This window comes from Pseudomonas sp. ChxA (genome assembly GCF_030263855.1).
GTDB classification, from domain to species: Bacteria; Pseudomonadota; Gammaproteobacteria; order Pseudomonadales; family Pseudomonadaceae; genus Aquipseudomonas; species Aquipseudomonas fluorescens_CB.
In genome coordinates this window covers 742008-757500 of record NZ_JARPMK010000001.1, presented here as the reverse complement: position 1 = coordinate 757500, position 15493 = coordinate 742008, and the positions used below count along the sequence as shown (strand labels likewise).

Genomic DNA, 15493 nt, shown 5'->3' with positions numbered 1-15493 from the left:
AGCAATTGCTTGAAACGAAACATCACTTGGGCGCGCTTGGCCGGTGGCGTGTTACGCCAAGCCGGGAACGCCGCCTTGGCCGAGTCGATCGCCTGTTGAATGGTTTCACGGCTGGCCAATGGCACCTGGTGAATCACCTGGCCGGTGGACGGGTTGTACACGTCGGCACTACGGCCGCTGTCATTGACCAATTCACCGTTGATCAAATGTTGGATAAGGCTCATGCAGGGCTCCTGAAAAGTTGTTCTATATAGAAGGAGAAATCAGTCGATCTTGTTCAGCACTTCGCCGACCGCATCGAACAAACGATCCAGGTCCTGCGGCTTGCTGTTGAAAGTTGGCCCGAACTGCAGGGTGTCACCACCAAAGCGCACGTAGAAACCCGCTTTCCACAACGCCATGCCCGCCTCGAATGGGCGCACGATGGCATCACCGTCACGCGGGGCAATCTGGATCGCGCCGGCCAAGCCGTAGTTACGGATGTCGATCACATTCTTGCTGCCCTTCAACCCGTGCAGCGCATTCTCAAAGTGCGGGGCGACTTCGGCTACGCTCTGCACCAAATTCTCCTTCTGCAACAAATCCAATGCCGCCAAGCCAGCTGCGCAAGCCACCGGGTGCGCCGAGTAGGTGTAGCCGTGGGGGAATTCCACCGCGTATTCCGGCGTCGCCTGGTTCATAAAGGTCTGATAGATCTCGCTGCTGGCAATCACCGCGCCCATCGGGATCGCACCGTTGGTAACTTGCTTGGCGATGCACATCAGGTCCGGTGTCACGCCAAAACTGTCGGCGCCGAACATCGAGCCGGTGCGGCCGAAACCGGTGATCACTTCGTCGAACACCAGCAGGATGTTGTGTTGGTCGCAGATCTCACGCAGACGCTTGAGATAACCCTGTGGCGGCACCAGCACGCCCGCGGAACCAGCCATCGGTTCAACAAACACCGCTGCGATGTTCGACGCGTCGTGCAGTTCGATCAGCTTGAGCAGCTCATCGGCCAAGGCGATACCGCCCAGCTCCGGCATGCCACGGGAGAAAGCATTGCTCGCCAGCAACGTGTGCGGCAGATGGTCAACGTCCATCAGGCCCTGACCAAAGAGTTTACGGTTGCCGTTCACACCACCCAGACTGGTGCCGGCGATGTTCACACCGTGATAACCACGGGCGCGGCCGATCATTTTGGTCTTGGTGGCCTGGCCTTTTAGACGCCAGTACGCACGCACCATCTTCACCGCGGTATCGGCGCACTCGGAGCCCGAGTCGGTGAAGAACACATGGTTCAGGTTGCCTGGGGTCAGGTCGGTGATCTTTTCCGCCAACTGGAAGGACAACGGATGACCGTATTGGAAGCCCGGCGAGTAGTCCAGGGTACCCAATTGCTTGGAGACTGCTTCTTGGATCTCCTTGCGGGTGTGCCCGGCGCCACAGGTCCACAGGCCCGACAACGAGTCGTACACCCGGCGGCCCTTGTCATCAATCAACCAGCTGCCTTCAGCGCCGACGATCAGGCGCGGGTCGCGCTGGAAGTTGCGGTTGGCGGTGTAAGGCATCCAGTGCGCATCCAACTTCAGTTGGCTGGCCAGGGACGATGGGGCGTTTTCGGGCATGTTCATCAGCAAAACCTCGCAGGGCAAAAGGCAGCGTCGGGATTGAAAAGCGTTGTTGCAGCTAAATTGCCACGGCGATAAAGTCGGTGAAATTCAACTCTTCTAACCTTCAGTCAGGCCTTCACTAAACTATGAGCAGCCGTCGACCCGATCCCCTGGCCCAAGTCAGCGACTTCGATATCCGCCTGTTGCGCATCTTTCGCAGCGTGGTGGAATGCGGTGGCTTCTCGGCGGCCGAAACCGTGCTCGGCATCGGCCGCTCGGCCATCAGCCAGCAAATGAGCGACCTTGAGCAACGTCTGGGATTAAGACTGTGCCAACGCGGGCGCGCAGGATTCTCCTTGACCGAAGAAGGCCGCGAGGTCTACCAATCGGCCTTGCAACTATTAAGTGCGCTGGAAAGTTTTCGCACCGAGGTCAACGGCCTGCACCAGCATTTGCGCGGCGAACTGATCATCGGCCTCACCGACAATCTGGTCACCCTGCCCCACATGCGCATCACCCACGCCCTGGCGCAGTTGAAGGAGCGCGGCCCGGACGTGCAAATCCAGATCCGCATGATCGCCCCGAATGAAGTGGAACAAGGTGTACTCGATGGTCGCCTGCATGTCGGCGTAGTACCCCAAGCCAGCGCCTTGTCAGGCCTGGAATACCAACCCCTGTACAGCGAACGCTCGTTGCTCTACTGCGCGGTCGGCCACCCGTTGTTCTACGCGGAAGACAAGCAACTGGACGACCCACGTATCGACAGCCAGGACGCCATCGCCCCGACCTTCCGCTTGCCCGCCGAAATCCAGGCCCATTACCAAGCCCTTAATTGCACGGCCAGCGCTTCGGACCGTGAAGGCATGGCGTTCCTGATTCTCACCGGCCGCTATATCGGCTACCTGCCCGACCACTACGCCAGCCTTTGGGTACAACAAGGCCGACTGCGCGCGCTGAAACCGACTACACGTTTTTACGATTTAAGCCTCGCATCGGTCACGCGCAAGGGCCGTCGCCCTCATTTGGTGCTGGAAAGCTTTCTGGAGAGTCTGGCGGCAACGCGCTAACGCGGGCCTCTCGCCAAAAGCTGAGCAACTGGACAGCTTTTTGCAAGGGAACCCGGACCTTGAACCGTCCGCCCTGAGTTTGCCCGCCATGCCACCAGAAACTTCCAGCCCCAACGACCTGATCTACGGCCTGAACGACCGCCCGAAACCACTGCCGGCCCTGCTGGCAGCCTTGCAACATGTGCTGGCCGCCTTCGTCGGCATCATCACCCCGCCACTAATCATCGGTTCTACGCTGGGGCTCACCGCCCACCTGCCCTACCTGATCAGCATGGCGTTGATGGTGTCCGGCGTGGGCACGTTCATTCAGGCACGCAGGCCATTTGGTATCGGCGCCGGCATGATCTGCCTGCAAGGCACCAGCTTTGCTTTTCTCGGTGCGGTGTTGTCAGCAGGCTTTCTGGTGAAGCAACGCGGCGGCAGCCCGGAAGACATCATGGCGATGGTCTTTGGCGTGTGCTTTTTCGGCGCGGCGGTACAGATCGTGTTGAGCCGTTTTATCGGCCAATTGCGCCGTGTGATCACGCCCCTGGTCACCGGCATCGTCATTACCTTGATCGGCATCAGCCTGATCAAAGTCGGCATCACCGACTTGGGCGGTGGTTTCAACGCGCCCGACTTCGGCGCACCAACCAATCTGGCGCTGGGATTGTTCGTCGTGTTGACGATCATCCTGCTCAACCGCTCGAACACGCCGTGGGTACGGCTCTCGGCAATCATCATCGGCCTGGCCCTCGGCAGCCTGGCCGCGTGGTTCAGCGGCAAGCTGGTGCCCCAAGCCTTGCCTGATTTGCCATTGATCAGCGTGCCCATGCCGTTTCGCTTTGGTTTCAATTTCGACTGGAGCGCCTTCCTGCCCATCGCGCTGATTTATCTGATCAGCAGTATCGAAACCGTTGGCGACCTGACCGCCAACTGCATGATCGCCCGCCAGCCCATCAGCGGCCCTTCTTATATAAGCCGGCTCAAGGGCGGCGTATTGGGTGACGGCGTCAGTTGCATGATCGCCGCCACCTTCAGCGCATTCCCCAATACCACGTTTGCGCAGAACAACGGCGTGATCCAACTCACCGGCGTGGCCAGCCGTTACGTCGGCTTATACATTGGCGTGCTGCTGTTCTGTCTCGGCCTGTTTCCACTGATCGGCGCGGTGCTGCAGCAAATCCCCAAACCGGTATTGGGCGGCGCAACCCTGGTGATGTTCGGCAGCGTGGCCGCCGCCGGCGTGCGCATTCTGGCCCAGGCGCCGCTGGACCGACGCAGCATGTTGATCATCGCCACTTCGTTCGGCGTTGGCCTGGGCATTGCCGCCCAACCTGAGTTGCTGCACTTGATGCCACCTCTGGTGCAAAACCTGTTCGACTCGGCCATCACCAGCGGCGGCCTGACGGCCATCGTGTTGTGCCTGTTATTGCCCGAGGCCAAGGCGACTGCCGTTGGCGCAAACCACGCCCCGGAAAGCGACACGCTGGAACCGCTTTGACGGTTTTATTGCATCGGGACTTGTCTGAGGCTTGAGGGTGGGTTATCTGTGCACACGTCGTCTCTATCGATCAGCACGGAAACCTCCATGAGCCTCGAAGTTCCTGCCCACAGCAACCACGCCGGAAAACCTGCCAGCCGCATTCGGCAAAAAAATGAACAAGCGATTCTCCAGGCGGCTGAAGACGAATTCGCGCGCCATGGCTACAAAGGCACCAGCATGAACACCATTGCCTCGAGTGCCGGGCTGCCTAAGGCCAATCTGCATTATTACTTCACCAACAAGCTCGGCCTGTACATCGCGGTACTGAGCAATATCCTCGAACTGTGGGACAGCACCTTCAACGCGCTGACCGCCGAGGACGACCCCGCCGTGGCGCTGACACGCTACATCCGCACCAAAATGGAGTTCTCCCGACGCCACCCGCAAGCCTCGCGGATCTTCGCCATGGAGATCATCAGTGGCGGCGAATGCCTGACCGAATATTTCAGCCAGGACTACCGCGCCTGGTTCAGTGGCCGCGCAGCGGTGTTCCAGGCCTGGATCGAGGCCGGCAAGATGGACCCCATCGACCCCGTGCACCTGATCTTCCTGCTGTGGGGCAGTACCCAGCATTACGCCGACTTCGCCACCCAGATCTGCCGCGTCACCGGTCGCACCAAGCTCACCAAGCAGGACATGGAAGACGCCGGCACCAACCTGATCCACATCATCCTCAAAGGCTGCGGCATCAAGCCGGCCCTATAAACGAAGCGACTTATGCCTTTCACGCTGACCGGCCTTTGCGAATTTCGTGAAGAAATACGCAAAAGCCGCTTTATCACCTTGGCCGCGCCGATCACCAGCGCGCAAGACGCCCAGGCGTTTTTCGAGCAACACAGCGACCTCAACGCCACGCACAACTGCTGGGCCTGGAAGCTCGCCGACCAGTACCGCAGCAACGACGATGGCGAACCCGGCGGCACGGCCGGGCGGCCGATCCTGGCCGCTATCGAAGCCCAAGGCTTTGATCAGGTCGCCGTGCTGGTGATTCGCTGGTACGGCGGCATCCAGTTGGGCACCGGCGGCTTGGCTCGAGCTTACGGCGGCGGCGCGAACAAATGCCTGCAGAATGCCGAACGCATCGAGCTGATCAGCCGCGTGCCGCTGAGCTGTGCCTGCAGCTTCTCGGAATTGAACCTGGTGAAGCTGCGCGTGGCCGAACTGGGCGGGCTAGTGGTGGAAGAAACCTTCACCGCCAACGGCGTCGAGCTCCAGCTCGCACTCGGCGAGGCGCACATCGACACGCTGCAAACCCAGCTAGCCGACCTCAGCCGTGGGCGCATCCTGCTCGAACGCTGAAACTGCCCACATCTACTGTGCACCTGCCTGTGGATAACCTGAGCACACCCGCCTGTAACCCTTCTGTCATAAGGGCTTACGGGCGCCGATCATTTTTTGATCAGTATTCACCGGGAGCAGTTGCGCAACGCCCCACAGCACTTCCAACAGCAGAATTATCCACAGCACCGACGTGGCGCCGTGCATCAACGCATACAACTGCCAAGTCGCAAACAGACCACGGCCGGCCGCGTCATACAGCCCGAATTGGCGTTGAGGGTGGCGAATACGCAGCACTGCCCACACGCACACGATCGAGCCGAGCAAGTTGGCCATCAATACGTGCGCAGGCAGAAACGGCGGTAGCTCGCCCGGCAGGTTCAAGCCCTGCAACAGGCCGTGTACTAATGCAAAACTCCACGGCGTGACAAACGCGGCGGTGATGATCAAGTCATACCAGGCACTGGCCCGCACCAGTGTCCGGTAGCGTTTTTGTGTCCACATAGCAGCAAGCTCCTTCAATTCAAGAAGCCAGCAGGCTAAAGCCTGGAGTATGCTCCAAGGTCAAGCCCTCTCGAGCCCGTCCCATGCGTATCGGCGAATTAGCCCAGGCCAGCCAGGTCAGCCGCGACACCTTGCGCTTCTATGAGCAGCGCGGGTTGATCGCCGCGCAACGCAGCGCCAACGGTTACCGCGACTACCCGCCGGACATGCTGCAACTGGTGCTCTATATCAAGACTGCGCAGCGCCTGGGTTTCAGCCTCGGCGAGATCGGCACCAGCGTCGCCGCCTTATGGCAGGCGCCCGATCCCGACGCTGCCGTCACACAATTGCTGCAAGACAAGCTCAACCTGATCGAAACCCGCATCACTGAACTCGGCCATCTGCGCCAGGAGTTGCAGCAAAGGCTCGGGCAACGTTGTCCACTGAATCCGTGAACCTCCACTCCAAAGGAAGCCTTTCATGTCTACGCCAAAAACCGCACTGATCATCGGCGCCTCGCGCGGCCTGGGCCTTGGCCTGGTCAAGCAACTGCTCCAGGACGGCTGGGAGGTGACCGCCACCGTGCGTGACCCGAGCAAGGCCGATGCGCTCAAAGCCGTGGGCCACGTGCAGATCGAGAAGCTGGATATGGACGATCAACAAGCCGTGATCGCCTTGGCCCAACGCCTGAAAGAGCGCACCTTCGATCTGCTGTTCGTCAACGCCGGCGTCAAAGGCCCTGCCAATCAGGAACCGGGCCACGCCACCCTGGCGGAAGTCGGCCAACTGTTTTTCACCAACGCCGTGGCACCGATCAACCTGGCCCAGCGCTTTGTCGGGCAGATCCGCAAAGACACCGGCGTGCTGGCATTCATGAGTTCGGTGCTGGGCAGCGTAACCATTCCCGATGGCTCCGACTTGGCGCTGTACAAGGCCAGCAAGGCTGCACTCAACTCCATGACCAACAGCTTTATCACGCAACTGGGCGACCATAAGCTCACCGTGCTGTCGCTGCATCCGGGCTGGGTGAAAACCGACATGGGCGGCGAAAACGCGCACATTGATGTCGACACCAGCGTACGCGGCCTGGTGGATCAGGTGAACGCCTACACCGGCAAAGGCGGCCATCACTTCGTGGACTACAAAGGCGACACCATCGCCTGGTAACAGCTCGGTCCAACCTGTGGGAGCGGGCTTGCCCGCGATGGTCTCAAGAGCACCTCGCTCCTACAGATAGACCTGATCATGGACTACACGTAAACTCTGCTCCTCGCCCTCACCGGCGACCCTGGATCAGCAGACAGGGCAACACTGAGCTGGCAAACCTGAACCCATCATTCAGAGGAGCCGGCCAATGCCTGCGACCCGTATCTGGTTAAAAAACCCCCTCGCGATTTTCACTGCCAATGGCCTCGACGCCCGTGGTGGCCTGGTGCTGCAAGACGGTGTGATCACCGAAGTGCTGGGCTGGGGAAAAGAGCCCGCCGTGCCGTGCGGACAAGTGTTCGACGCGCGCGAACATGTGATCCTGCCGGGGCTGATCAACACCCACCATCACTTCTACCAAACCCTGACCCGCGCCTGGGCGCCGGTGGTCAACCAGCCTCTATTCCCATGGCTGAAAACCCTGTACCCGGTCTGGGCACGCCTGACCCCGGAAAAACTCGCGCTGGCGTCCAAAGTCGCCCTCGCAGAGTTGCTGCTGTCTGGCTGCACCACGGCGGCCGATCACCACTACCTGTTCCCTGACGGTCTCGAAAATGCCATCGATGTACAAGTAGAAAGCGTGCGCGAACTGGGCATGCGCGCCATGCTCACCCGCGGGTCCATGAGCCTGGGCGAAGCCGATGGTGGCCTGCCGCCGCAGCAAACCGTGCAACAAGGCCAGGTTATCCTCGAAGACAGCCAGCGCCTGATCCGCGAATACCACCAGCGCGGCGACGGTGCGCAAATCCAGATCGCCCTGGCGCCCTGCTCGCCGTTTTCGGTCACACCGGAAATCATGCAAGCCAGCGCCGAACTGGCCAACAGCCTCGACGTGCGCCTGCACACGCACTTGGCCGAAACCCTTGATGAGGAAGACTTCTGCCTGCAGCGTTTCGGGCTGCGCACGGTGGACTACCTCGACAGCGTCGGCTGGCTCGGCCCACGCACCTGGCTGGCTCACGGCATTCACTTCAACCCGGACGAGATCGCCCGCCTGGGCGCCGCAGGCACCGGTATCTGCCATTGCCCGAGCTCGAATATGCGCCTGGCTTCCGGCATCTGCCCGACCCTGGACCTGCTCGCCGCCGGCGCGCCGATTGGCCTGGGCGTCGACGGTTCAGCCTCCAATGATGCGTCAAATATGATCCTCGAAACGCGCCAGGCCCTGTATATCCAGCGCCTGCGTTACGGCGCAGAAAAAATCACCCCGGAAGGCGTGCTGGGCTGGGCCACCAAAGGCTCGGCGCAGTTGCTGGGGCGCACGGATATCGGTGAGTTGGCCGTGGGCAAACAGGCTGACCTGGCGCTGTTCAAGCTCGATGAACTGCGCTTTTCCGGCAGCCATGATCCGATTTCGGCGCTGCTGCTGTGCGGCGCCGACCGCGCGGACCGGGTGATGATCGGCGGCAAGTGGCGGGTGATCGATGGGCAGGTTGAAGGGCTGGACCTGAAAGGCTTGATTGCCGATCACAGCCAGGCGGCGAAACAACTGATCGCCGGCACCTGAGCCCTGCACAAAGCCAACTGTGGGAGCTGGCTTGCCTGCGATGCAGACACCTCGGTCTATAGCCATACCGAGTGGATGCCATCGCGGGCAAGCCCGGCTCCCACATGGTTTCAGGCGGTGCTTGATGGCCGGTTACAACCCAAGCAACGACAACATAATAAAGGTCGCAAACAACACAAAGTGCGTCATCCCTTCGATGGCATTGGTTTCGCCATCATTGAGGTTGATCGCACTCACCACCAGCGTGATCAACACCATCACGGTTTGCACCGGCGTCATCGCCATCTGGAACGGCTGGCCGGTGTAAAGCGCCATGGCCTCCATCACCGGCACCGTCAGAATCACCGTCGACAACGACGCGCCCAGTGCGATGTTCACCACCGATTGCATGCGGTTAGCCAAGGCTGCACGCAACGCTGTGAGAATTTCCGGCGCCGCCGAAATCGCCGCTACCACAATCGCCGTAATCACCGGCGGTGCTCCCGTGCCTTCCAGGCCCAGGTCCAAAGTCTTGGACATCACCTCGGCCAGTGCGCCGATCACAATCACGCCAAACACCAACGTGCCGATGGAAAACGCCAGGTTGATCGGCGGCTCCTGCTGTTCTTCCGGCTGTTTCTTGCGACGTTTTTCCGGGTAGCTGTAGCTGAAGAAATAACTGTGCGGCCCAACCTGCATACGCAGGAACAGGGTGTAGAGCAACACCATCGCGCCGATGGTGAAGGCCGAATAAATCTTCCAGTCAGCCTCAGGGATAAATTCCGGCACCACCATCGACACGCCCATGGCCGTGAGGATCATCACGCTGTAACTGCGCGCCGAATCATCGTTGTAGGACTGTTCGCCATGCTTGATGCCGCCCATCAGCGCGGCCAGGCCGAGGATGCCGTTGATATCGAGCATCACCGCCGAATAGATCGTGTCACGCACCAACGTCGGCGACGGCTCGTTGCTCATCATGATCGCCAGGATCACCACTTCTACCAGCACGGCGGCGAGGGTCAGGATCATGGTGCCGTAAGGGTCACCGACTTTTTCCGCCAGTTGCTCGGCGTGGTGGGCGACGCGCATCGACGCCATGACAATAAAAACGATGAGCGCCAAGCCGCCTAGCAGGGCGATCATCTGCCCGCTGTGGAGCATCCAGTGCTCCAACGGGTAGGCGGCGATGGCGGCGATCAACGCCAGCCACATGAATTTTTCTTGCTTGAGGGATGTGAGCATTCCGGGCCTTTTTGTGCAGCAAATCAGTCATTGATGGGGTACAGACTGCACCACTTCGCTAACGTTTCGTTACACCTTAGTTCAGATGGCCCTTGCGCGAATAAAACCAATACTCTCCTGCTGGTCAGGTTTTGCCGATTATTTCAGCCATGGCCTGTAGAATGCCGCCATTGCACCTGATGAGAATTTAGAACATGTACGATTGGCTCAACGCCCTGCCCAAGGCTGAATTGCACCTGCACCTGGAAGGCTCGCTGGAGCCTGAGCTGCTGTTTGCCCTGGCCGAACGCAACAAGATTGCACTGCCGTGGAATGACGTCGAAACCCTGCGCAAGGCCTACGCCTTCAACAACCTGCAAGAGTTTCTCGACCTGTATTACAAAGGCGCCGATGTACTGCGCACCTCCCAGGATTTCTATGACCTGACCTGGGCCTACCTGCTGCGCTGCAAAGAACAGAACGTGATCCACACCGAACCGTTCTTCGACCCGCAGACCCACACCGACCGTGGCGTGCCATTCGAAGTGGTGCTCAACGGCATCGCCGCTGCGCTCAAAGATGGCGAGCAGCAATTGGGCATCACCAGCGGTTTGATCCTGAGCTTCCTGCGCCACTTGAGCGAAGCCGAAGCCGAGAAAACCCTCGACCAGGCGCTGCCGTTCCGTGACGCGTTTGTGGCCGTCGGCCTGGACAGCTCGGAAATGGGCCACCCGCCGAGCAAGTTCCAGCGCGTGTTCGACCGCGCCCGCCATGAAGGCTTCCTGACCGTGGCCCACGCCGGCGAAGAAGGCCCGCCCGAGTACATCTGGGAGGCCATCGACCTGCTGAAAATCCAGCGTATCGACCATGGCGTGCGCGCCATCGAAGACGAACGCTTGATGCAGCGCATCATCGACGAGCAGATCCCGCTGACCGTGTGCCCATTGTCCAACACCAAGCTCTGTGTGTTCGACGACATGGCTCAACACAACATCCTCGACATGCTTGAGCGTGGCGTGAAGGTGACGGTGAACTCGGATGACCCGGCGTACTTCGGCGGCTATGTCACCGAGAACTTCCACGCGCTCTACACCTCCCTGGGCATGACCCAGGACCAGGCCAAACGCCTGGCGCAAAACAGCCTGGATGCGCGGTTGGTGAAGCCTTAAGCAACAAAGGCTGACACGATAAAATCAATGTGGGAGCCGGGCTTGCCCGCTCCCACATTGACCTCTTCTGTCTCAAACACCCGCACTACATTCAAGAACGCGCGGCGCTCAGCAAACCAATCTCAAGAGCGCTGAGTAGCAACGGGGCGAGTTGAATCCGGCATCACTGCCTACTGATTTCCGCACCATACTCGCCGTGGTCATGGGCAGGATCGGTACGCTGCTGGTAACCGCGACCGTATGCACTACCGATTCAAGATTAAGGCTCTTAGTGTTCCCACATCATCCAACCAGGCGGCGCCTAGACATAGACGCCGCATTGGATTGTTTCATAGAGCGCACCCCGACTATTGATCGAAGTAAATCTTCACCAGCGGTAAGAAAAAAACCAAAAAACCCATAACTATCGTGATCGCAACAGGTGAAATGCCGATTCTTCTTTTCAACGCCATCCAAATGATGAAGCCTCCCATAGCGATCATATATACGTAGGAAAATATGAACTTATAGGAGGAGAGTCCAGCCGTGCCCGGCAGCGCCATGAACACCACCAACCAGCCAAGTAGAGCGTAAAGCAGCATTCGATCGCCGCCAGGGCTGGATATCGTCATTTACCACTGTCCTGGAACGCGCTGTAAGTCCAGGCTGCCAACCCGGCTCCTACCATGGCGCCTCCAATTGCACCAATGACAACGCCCGGTATGCCACCGGGAGCCCCAAACCGTCCTCCGGCTGCTGCACCGGCCAAAGCACCGGCCACCGCTGAGTCGCCTCTGTCAGCACCTGAAACAGCACCAACTTCTTCATCCGTTAACATTCTCATACGACTCCTAGATTATCGGCTGCAGGTACTGACTTAACCTGATAACCGAATCTTAACAGCGGAACCGACAATGCCTTACCCTACAATTGCAGGGGATGGGGCATTGTAGTTGACGCATGCTCCCCAGCCTGGGCCGTGTTCAGGCAAAACTCGGTTTTAGCTCAACAAAATCGTCATCATCGCCAGGTCCATTGGCCCACCTACAACGTGGCCAGACGGTTGATTTGCGCAAGCCCCAGGTCCGTCACCAGCAAGGCCCGCGACTCGTTGACCGCGTTGATCCAGCCGTACTGCAAAAACAACTGCAACAACCCGGCGCCCAATGCGCCCCCCAGGTGCGGCTGCTGCTGGCTCCAGTCAAAACAGTCGCAAGCCAACGGCGCAGACAGTGCCTGGGTAAAAATGCCCAGGGTCGCGAAGTGCTGCGCGCCGGTGACGGTCACGTCGGTACGTTGTTCGTAGCGGTCGATCCAGCCCGCTTCGAGCATTCGCTGATAAAGCCCCGCCGCCAGTTCACCACCCAGGTGGCCCTGGCATAAACGCGCGCGCCGCAACGGCGGCGGCGCCAGTGATACCTGCGGTGACGCGTGCGGCGTACTGCGTGCGGCGCAGGCCAAGGTGGTACAGGCCAATGCGTCGACAGCCGCACAGACATCGGCCGCAGCCACACGAAACAAACGCTTGCCACGCTTGGCATCGCTGCGCAGCAAACCGCTGCCGGTAAGGCGCGCCAGATGCGCATTGGCCGAGGCTGCGGACAGCCCGACGAGCGTGGCCAACTCTTCTGAGGTTTTCTCTGAGCCGTCCATCAAGGACCAGAGCATGGCGGTGCGCTTTGGCTCAGCGAGCAAGCTGGCGATTTGACTGATGCAAGGTGCTTCTTCCATGTATTCACTCCTTGTAAATCATTTGTCTGCTGCGGTTGGAACCAAAGTATAGGGGCGCAAACCGCCCAATCCGCGGCGTCCGACAGCGCGAATGGGGACAGGCTCTGAGTGAAATTTCTGGCTTTGGTGGAGGTTATTGCCTAGCGCTCTATCGCCCCGGCATTTGCGCGGTCAACGCCGCACAACGGGACACGAGCATTTCCCGCAGCAGATTGATCGGTTTACTCAACTGCGCGCGGTGGGCGCACAGCAGATTGAGCGGCGTGCGCTCACCGCGCAGCTCCGGCAAGACCAAGCGCAAACGCCCCGCCAGCACGTCGGTGCTCACGTCCAGCCAGGACTTGTAGGCAATGCCCACACCCGCCACCGCCCAGCGGCGCACCACATCGGCGTCGTCACTGAAGCGGTCACCACTGACCGTCAGGCCGACCTCGCGCTTGCCGTCGTAAAAACCCCAGTGGTCGTGGACGCGGCTGCCCAGCATGTACAACAGGCAATTGTGTTGCGCCAGTTGCTCAAGATGCCGGGGCTCGCCATGCCGTGCCAGGTAGCTGGGCGCGGCGCACAGCACGCGAATGTTGTCCGGGGCGATGGGCAGCGCAACCAGGCTGGAATCTTCAGGTTCGCCGTAGCGCAGGGCGATATCCACCGGCTGACGAAACAGGTCGGCGATGCGGTCGCCGAGCAGCAGGCGGATGTTCAATTGCGGGTATTCAAGCTGAAACTCATCGAGCCACGGCAACAGTTGGTTGCGCCCGAAATCCGACGGCGCCGACAGTTGCAGCACACCGCTGACGTGGTCCTGGCCGCTGGCCAACAAGCGCCGCCCTTCGTCCAGCGAACTCAGCGCCGCGCGGGCATATTCCAAAAAGCCCTCGCCTTCGGCGGTCAGGCGCAAACTGCGCGTGGAGCGCGCCAGCAAGCGCGTGCCCAGTTGCAGTTCGATACGCTTGAGCGCCGCGCTCGCCACGGCAGGCGAGAGGTCCATGATGCGTGCAGCGGCCGACAAACTGCCCAGGTCCGCCGCCCGCACAAACAACTGCAAATCATCAAAACGCAGCATGTACTCTCGCCTATTATCAAAATTCTATTGAAACAGACTGCTGTTTTAGCCGCTTTTATCGGCGCTGGAAATAGCTAATCATCTGCCCATCCCGTTCATCACGTGTCTGGAGTTGAATATGTCCGCTGCCTTTAACGTCATCGCCACGCTGATCGCCAAACCCGGCCAGCACGCCACGCTGGAAACCCTGCTGCGCGGCCTGTTGGAACCGACTCGCCTGGAAGCCGGTTGCGAGCAGTACGACCTGCACCAGGACCTGCAACATCCGGAAACCTTCTACATGCTCGAACGCTGGAGCGACGACGCGGCGCTGGCCGACCACGACCAGAGCGCGCATATCCAAAACTTTCGCGCCAAGGCTGCCGACGTGCTCGAACACTTCGAACTCAAGCGCCTGAAATTTCTTGCCTGATCAACTCATCAGCGAGTTTTCGTGGCGAGCAAGCTTGCTTGCGCTGGAGTGCGAAGCGCTCCACGACAGGTTTTGGGGCTGCTTCGCAGCCCAGCGGGAGCAAGCTCCCTCGCCACATTTAGTCTGACTCTCGACCACCTTCTTTACCCGGAGCCAATATGAAAGCCATTGCCTACTACGCCTCACTGCCGATCAGCGACGAAAAATCCCTGCAAGACATCCAACTGCCGGAGCCGGTCGCCGGCCCGCGTGACCTGCTGGTGGAGGTCAAAGCCATCTCCGTCAACCCGGTGGACACCAAAGTGCGCCAGAACGTCGCCCCGGAAAACGGCGCCGCCAAGGTGCTGGGCTGGGATGTGGCTGGCGTGGTCAAGGCGGTCGGCAGCGACGTGACACTGTTCAAGGCCGGTGACAAGGTGTTCTACGCCGGCTCCCTGGTGCGCGCCGGTGGCAACAGCGAACTGCACACCGTGGATGAGCGCATCGTCGGCCATATGCCCAAGAGCCTGGGCTTTGCCGAAGCCGCCGCACTGCCACTCACCGCCATCACCGCCTGGGAGCTGCTGTTCGAGCGCCTGCAAGTGCGTGAAGGTAAAGAAGATGAAGGCCAGAGCCTGCTGATCGTCGGCGCTGCCGGTGGTGTGGGTTCGATCCTGACCCAGTTGGCCAAGCAGCTCACCGCATTGAACGTTATCGGCACCGCCTCACGCCCGGAAACCCAGGAATGGGCCAAGGCGCTCGGCGCCGATGTGGTGATCGATCACAGCCAGCCACTGAGCGAGGCGTTGAAAAATGCCGGCCAGGCGCAGGTAACCCACGTCGCCAGCCTGACCCAGACCGACCTTCACCTGGACCAACTGGTCGAAGCCCTGCAGCCGCAAGGCAAGCTGGCGCTGATCGACGACCCCAAGGTGCTGGATGTGAGCAAACTCAAGCGCAAGAGCCTGTCGTTGCACTGGGAGTTCATGTACACGCGCTCGATGTTCGAGACGCCGGACATGATCGAACAGCACAACCTGCTTAACCGCGTGGCCGAACTGATCGACGCCGGCACCTTGAAAACCACGGTGGGCGAGCACTTTGGCGTGATCAATGCCGCCAACCTGCGCCGCGCCCATGCACTGCTGGAAAGCGGCAAGGCCAAGGGCAAGATCGTACTGGAAGGGTTCTAAAAAACGTCTGTCAGCGTCGTCCATTATTCATGTGAGTAATGGACGACACCGCTAGTCAGAGAGTTGATCTTTGTCATATTTGTTAACGCATTCGGGTTTATATTGG

17 protein-coding genes (1 of these 17 running past the window's edge) are annotated in these 15493 nt (G+C 60.0%); 10 read left to right on the top strand and 7 right to left on the bottom strand.

The genetic code is table 11. The features are described 5' to 3' along the window. Positions 1–224, bottom strand: the 5' portion of a protein-coding gene (locus P5706_RS03230; RefSeq protein ID WP_124416352.1) for a CoA-acylating methylmalonate-semialdehyde dehydrogenase. The gene continues 1270 nt to the left of window position 1, outside the view; the window shows 224 of its 1494 coding nt (coding positions 1–224); it begins with the start codon at positions 222–224; its stop codon lies beyond the left edge, outside the window. A 39-nt stretch (positions 225–263) separates the two neighbouring features. Beyond that, entirely contained in the window at positions 264–1613 is a 1350-nt protein-coding gene (aptA, locus tag P5706_RS03225) for an omega-aminotransferase AptA (protein ID WP_200434179.1), read from the bottom strand. A 125-nt stretch (positions 1614–1738) separates the two neighbouring features. On the opposite strand from aptA, the gene P5706_RS03220 reads away from it, so the two are divergent. From P5706_RS03220 to P5706_RS03205, 4 genes are all read left to right on the top strand, one after another. Then, positions 1739–2659, top strand: a complete 921-nt coding sequence (locus P5706_RS03220) for a LysR family transcriptional regulator (RefSeq protein ID WP_138816988.1) — start codon at positions 1739–1741, stop codon at positions 2657–2659. Positions 2660–2747: 88 nt separating this feature from the next. Next, positions 2748–4142 carry a uracil-xanthine permease family protein gene (locus P5706_RS03215; RefSeq protein ID WP_200434178.1) on the top strand — a complete coding sequence of 465 codons (1395 nt, stop codon included), beginning with the start codon at positions 2748–2750 and terminating at the stop codon, positions 4140–4142. 87 nt (positions 4143–4229) lie between these two features. Continuing rightward, complete coding sequence (locus P5706_RS03210) at positions 4230–4889, top strand: TetR/AcrR family transcriptional regulator (RefSeq protein WP_017134724.1); 660 nt, start codon at positions 4230–4232, stop codon at positions 4887–4889. 12 nt (positions 4890–4901) lie between these two features. Beyond that, positions 4902–5483, top strand: coding sequence for an IMPACT family protein (locus P5706_RS03205; protein ID WP_065930576.1), 582 nt, complete (start codon positions 4902–4904; stop codon positions 5481–5483). Between the two features lie 66 nt (positions 5484–5549). On the opposite strand, the gene P5706_RS03200 is transcribed toward P5706_RS03205, so the two are convergent. Beyond that, positions 5550–5966, bottom strand: coding sequence for a hypothetical protein (locus P5706_RS03200; RefSeq protein WP_285678551.1), 417 nt, complete (start codon positions 5964–5966; stop codon positions 5550–5552). Between the two features lie 83 nt (positions 5967–6049). On the opposite strand from P5706_RS03200, the gene P5706_RS03195 reads away from it, so the two are divergent. From P5706_RS03195 to P5706_RS03185, 3 genes are all read left to right on the top strand, one after another. Then, positions 6050–6400, top strand: a complete 351-nt coding sequence (locus P5706_RS03195; protein ID WP_099550558.1) for a MerR family transcriptional regulator — start codon at positions 6050–6052, stop codon at positions 6398–6400. A gap of 25 nt (positions 6401–6425) precedes the next feature. Beyond that, complete coding sequence (locus P5706_RS03190; protein ID WP_200434176.1) at positions 6426–7112, top strand: SDR family oxidoreductase; 687 nt, start codon at positions 6426–6428, stop codon at positions 7110–7112. 187 nt (positions 7113–7299) lie between these two features. Further along, on the top strand, positions 7300–8658 hold the full coding sequence (locus tag P5706_RS03185; protein ID WP_200434175.1) for an 8-oxoguanine deaminase: 1359 nt from the start codon (positions 7300–7302) through the stop codon (positions 8656–8658). 132 nt (positions 8659–8790) lie between these two features. Here P5706_RS03185 and P5706_RS03180 read toward each other — a convergent pair whose 3' ends face one another. Then, complete coding sequence (locus tag P5706_RS03180; protein WP_200434174.1) at positions 8791–9882, bottom strand: calcium:cation antiporter; 1092 nt, start codon at positions 9880–9882, stop codon at positions 8791–8793. 194 nt (positions 9883–10076) lie between these two features. Between P5706_RS03180 and P5706_RS03175 the strand changes: the two genes are divergently transcribed. Next, complete coding sequence (locus P5706_RS03175; RefSeq protein WP_017134717.1) at positions 10077–11030, top strand: adenosine deaminase; 954 nt, start codon at positions 10077–10079, stop codon at positions 11028–11030. A 347-nt stretch (positions 11031–11377) separates the two neighbouring features. On the opposite strand, the gene P5706_RS03170 is transcribed toward P5706_RS03175, so the two are convergent. From P5706_RS03170 to vimR, 3 genes are all read right to left on the bottom strand, one after another. Next, positions 11378–11641: a hypothetical protein gene (locus P5706_RS03170; RefSeq protein ID WP_219337590.1), complete on the bottom strand. Its 264-nt coding sequence runs from the start codon at positions 11639–11641 to the stop codon at positions 11378–11380. A gap of 412 nt (positions 11642–12053) precedes the next feature. Further along, positions 12054–12740, bottom strand: coding sequence for an ArsR/SmtB family transcription factor (locus tag P5706_RS03160; protein ID WP_285678549.1), 687 nt, complete (start codon positions 12738–12740; stop codon positions 12054–12056). 148 nt (positions 12741–12888) lie between these two features. Continuing rightward, the gene (gene vimR / locus P5706_RS03155) at positions 12889–13803 is read right to left on the bottom strand and encodes a transcription regulator VimR (protein WP_176992522.1); all 915 of its coding nucleotides are present in this window, start codon (positions 13801–13803) and stop codon (positions 12889–12891) included. 118 nt (positions 13804–13921) lie between these two features. Here vimR and P5706_RS03150 point away from each other — a divergent pair, with 118 nt between their 5' ends. Together P5706_RS03150 and P5706_RS03145 are read left to right on the top strand one after the other, a co-directional pair. After that, positions 13922–14215, top strand: coding sequence for a putative quinol monooxygenase (locus P5706_RS03150; RefSeq protein ID WP_200434170.1), 294 nt, complete (start codon positions 13922–13924; stop codon positions 14213–14215). A 158-nt stretch (positions 14216–14373) separates the two neighbouring features. After that, positions 14374–15387 carry a zinc-binding alcohol dehydrogenase family protein gene (locus P5706_RS03145; RefSeq protein ID WP_285678548.1) on the top strand — a complete coding sequence of 338 codons (1014 nt, stop codon included), beginning with the start codon at positions 14374–14376 and terminating at the stop codon, positions 15385–15387. The last annotated feature ends 106 nt before the right edge of the window (positions 15388–15493 follow it).

Coding starts and splice junctions, on each gene's coding strand:
- aptA (WP_200434179.1), bottom strand. CDS start 1,613: ATGAACATGCCCGAAAACGCCCCATCGTCCCTGGCCAGCCAACTGAAG.
- P5706_RS03220 (WP_138816988.1), top strand. CDS start 1,739: ATGAGCAGCCGTCGACCCGATCCCCTGGCCCAAGTCAGCGACTTCGAT.
- P5706_RS03215 (WP_200434178.1), top strand. CDS start 2,748: ATGCCACCAGAAACTTCCAGCCCCAACGACCTGATCTACGGCCTGAAC.
- P5706_RS03210 (WP_017134724.1), top strand. CDS start 4,230: ATGAGCCTCGAAGTTCCTGCCCACAGCAACCACGCCGGAAAACCTGCC.
- P5706_RS03205 (WP_065930576.1), top strand. CDS start 4,902: ATGCCTTTCACGCTGACCGGCCTTTGCGAATTTCGTGAAGAAATACGC.
- P5706_RS03200 (WP_285678551.1), bottom strand. CDS start 5,966: ATGTGGACACAAAAACGCTACCGGACACTGGTGCGGGCCAGTGCCTGG.
- P5706_RS03195 (WP_099550558.1), top strand. CDS start 6,050: ATGCGTATCGGCGAATTAGCCCAGGCCAGCCAGGTCAGCCGCGACACC.
- P5706_RS03190 (WP_200434176.1), top strand. CDS start 6,426: ATGTCTACGCCAAAAACCGCACTGATCATCGGCGCCTCGCGCGGCCTG.
- P5706_RS03185 (WP_200434175.1), top strand. CDS start 7,300: ATGCCTGCGACCCGTATCTGGTTAAAAAACCCCCTCGCGATTTTCACT.
- P5706_RS03180 (WP_200434174.1), bottom strand. CDS start 9,882: ATGCTCACATCCCTCAAGCAAGAAAAATTCATGTGGCTGGCGTTGATC.
- P5706_RS03175 (WP_017134717.1), top strand. CDS start 10,077: ATGTACGATTGGCTCAACGCCCTGCCCAAGGCTGAATTGCACCTGCAC.
- P5706_RS03170 (WP_219337590.1), bottom strand. CDS start 11,641: ATGACGATATCCAGCCCTGGCGGCGATCGAATGCTGCTTTACGCTCTA.
- P5706_RS03160 (WP_285678549.1), bottom strand. CDS start 12,740: ATGGAAGAAGCACCTTGCATCAGTCAAATCGCCAGCTTGCTCGCTGAG.
- vimR (WP_176992522.1), bottom strand. CDS start 13,803: ATGCTGCGTTTTGATGATTTGCAGTTGTTTGTGCGGGCGGCGGACCTG.
- P5706_RS03150 (WP_200434170.1), top strand. CDS start 13,922: ATGTCCGCTGCCTTTAACGTCATCGCCACGCTGATCGCCAAACCCGGC.
- P5706_RS03145 (WP_285678548.1), top strand. CDS start 14,374: ATGAAAGCCATTGCCTACTACGCCTCACTGCCGATCAGCGACGAAAAA.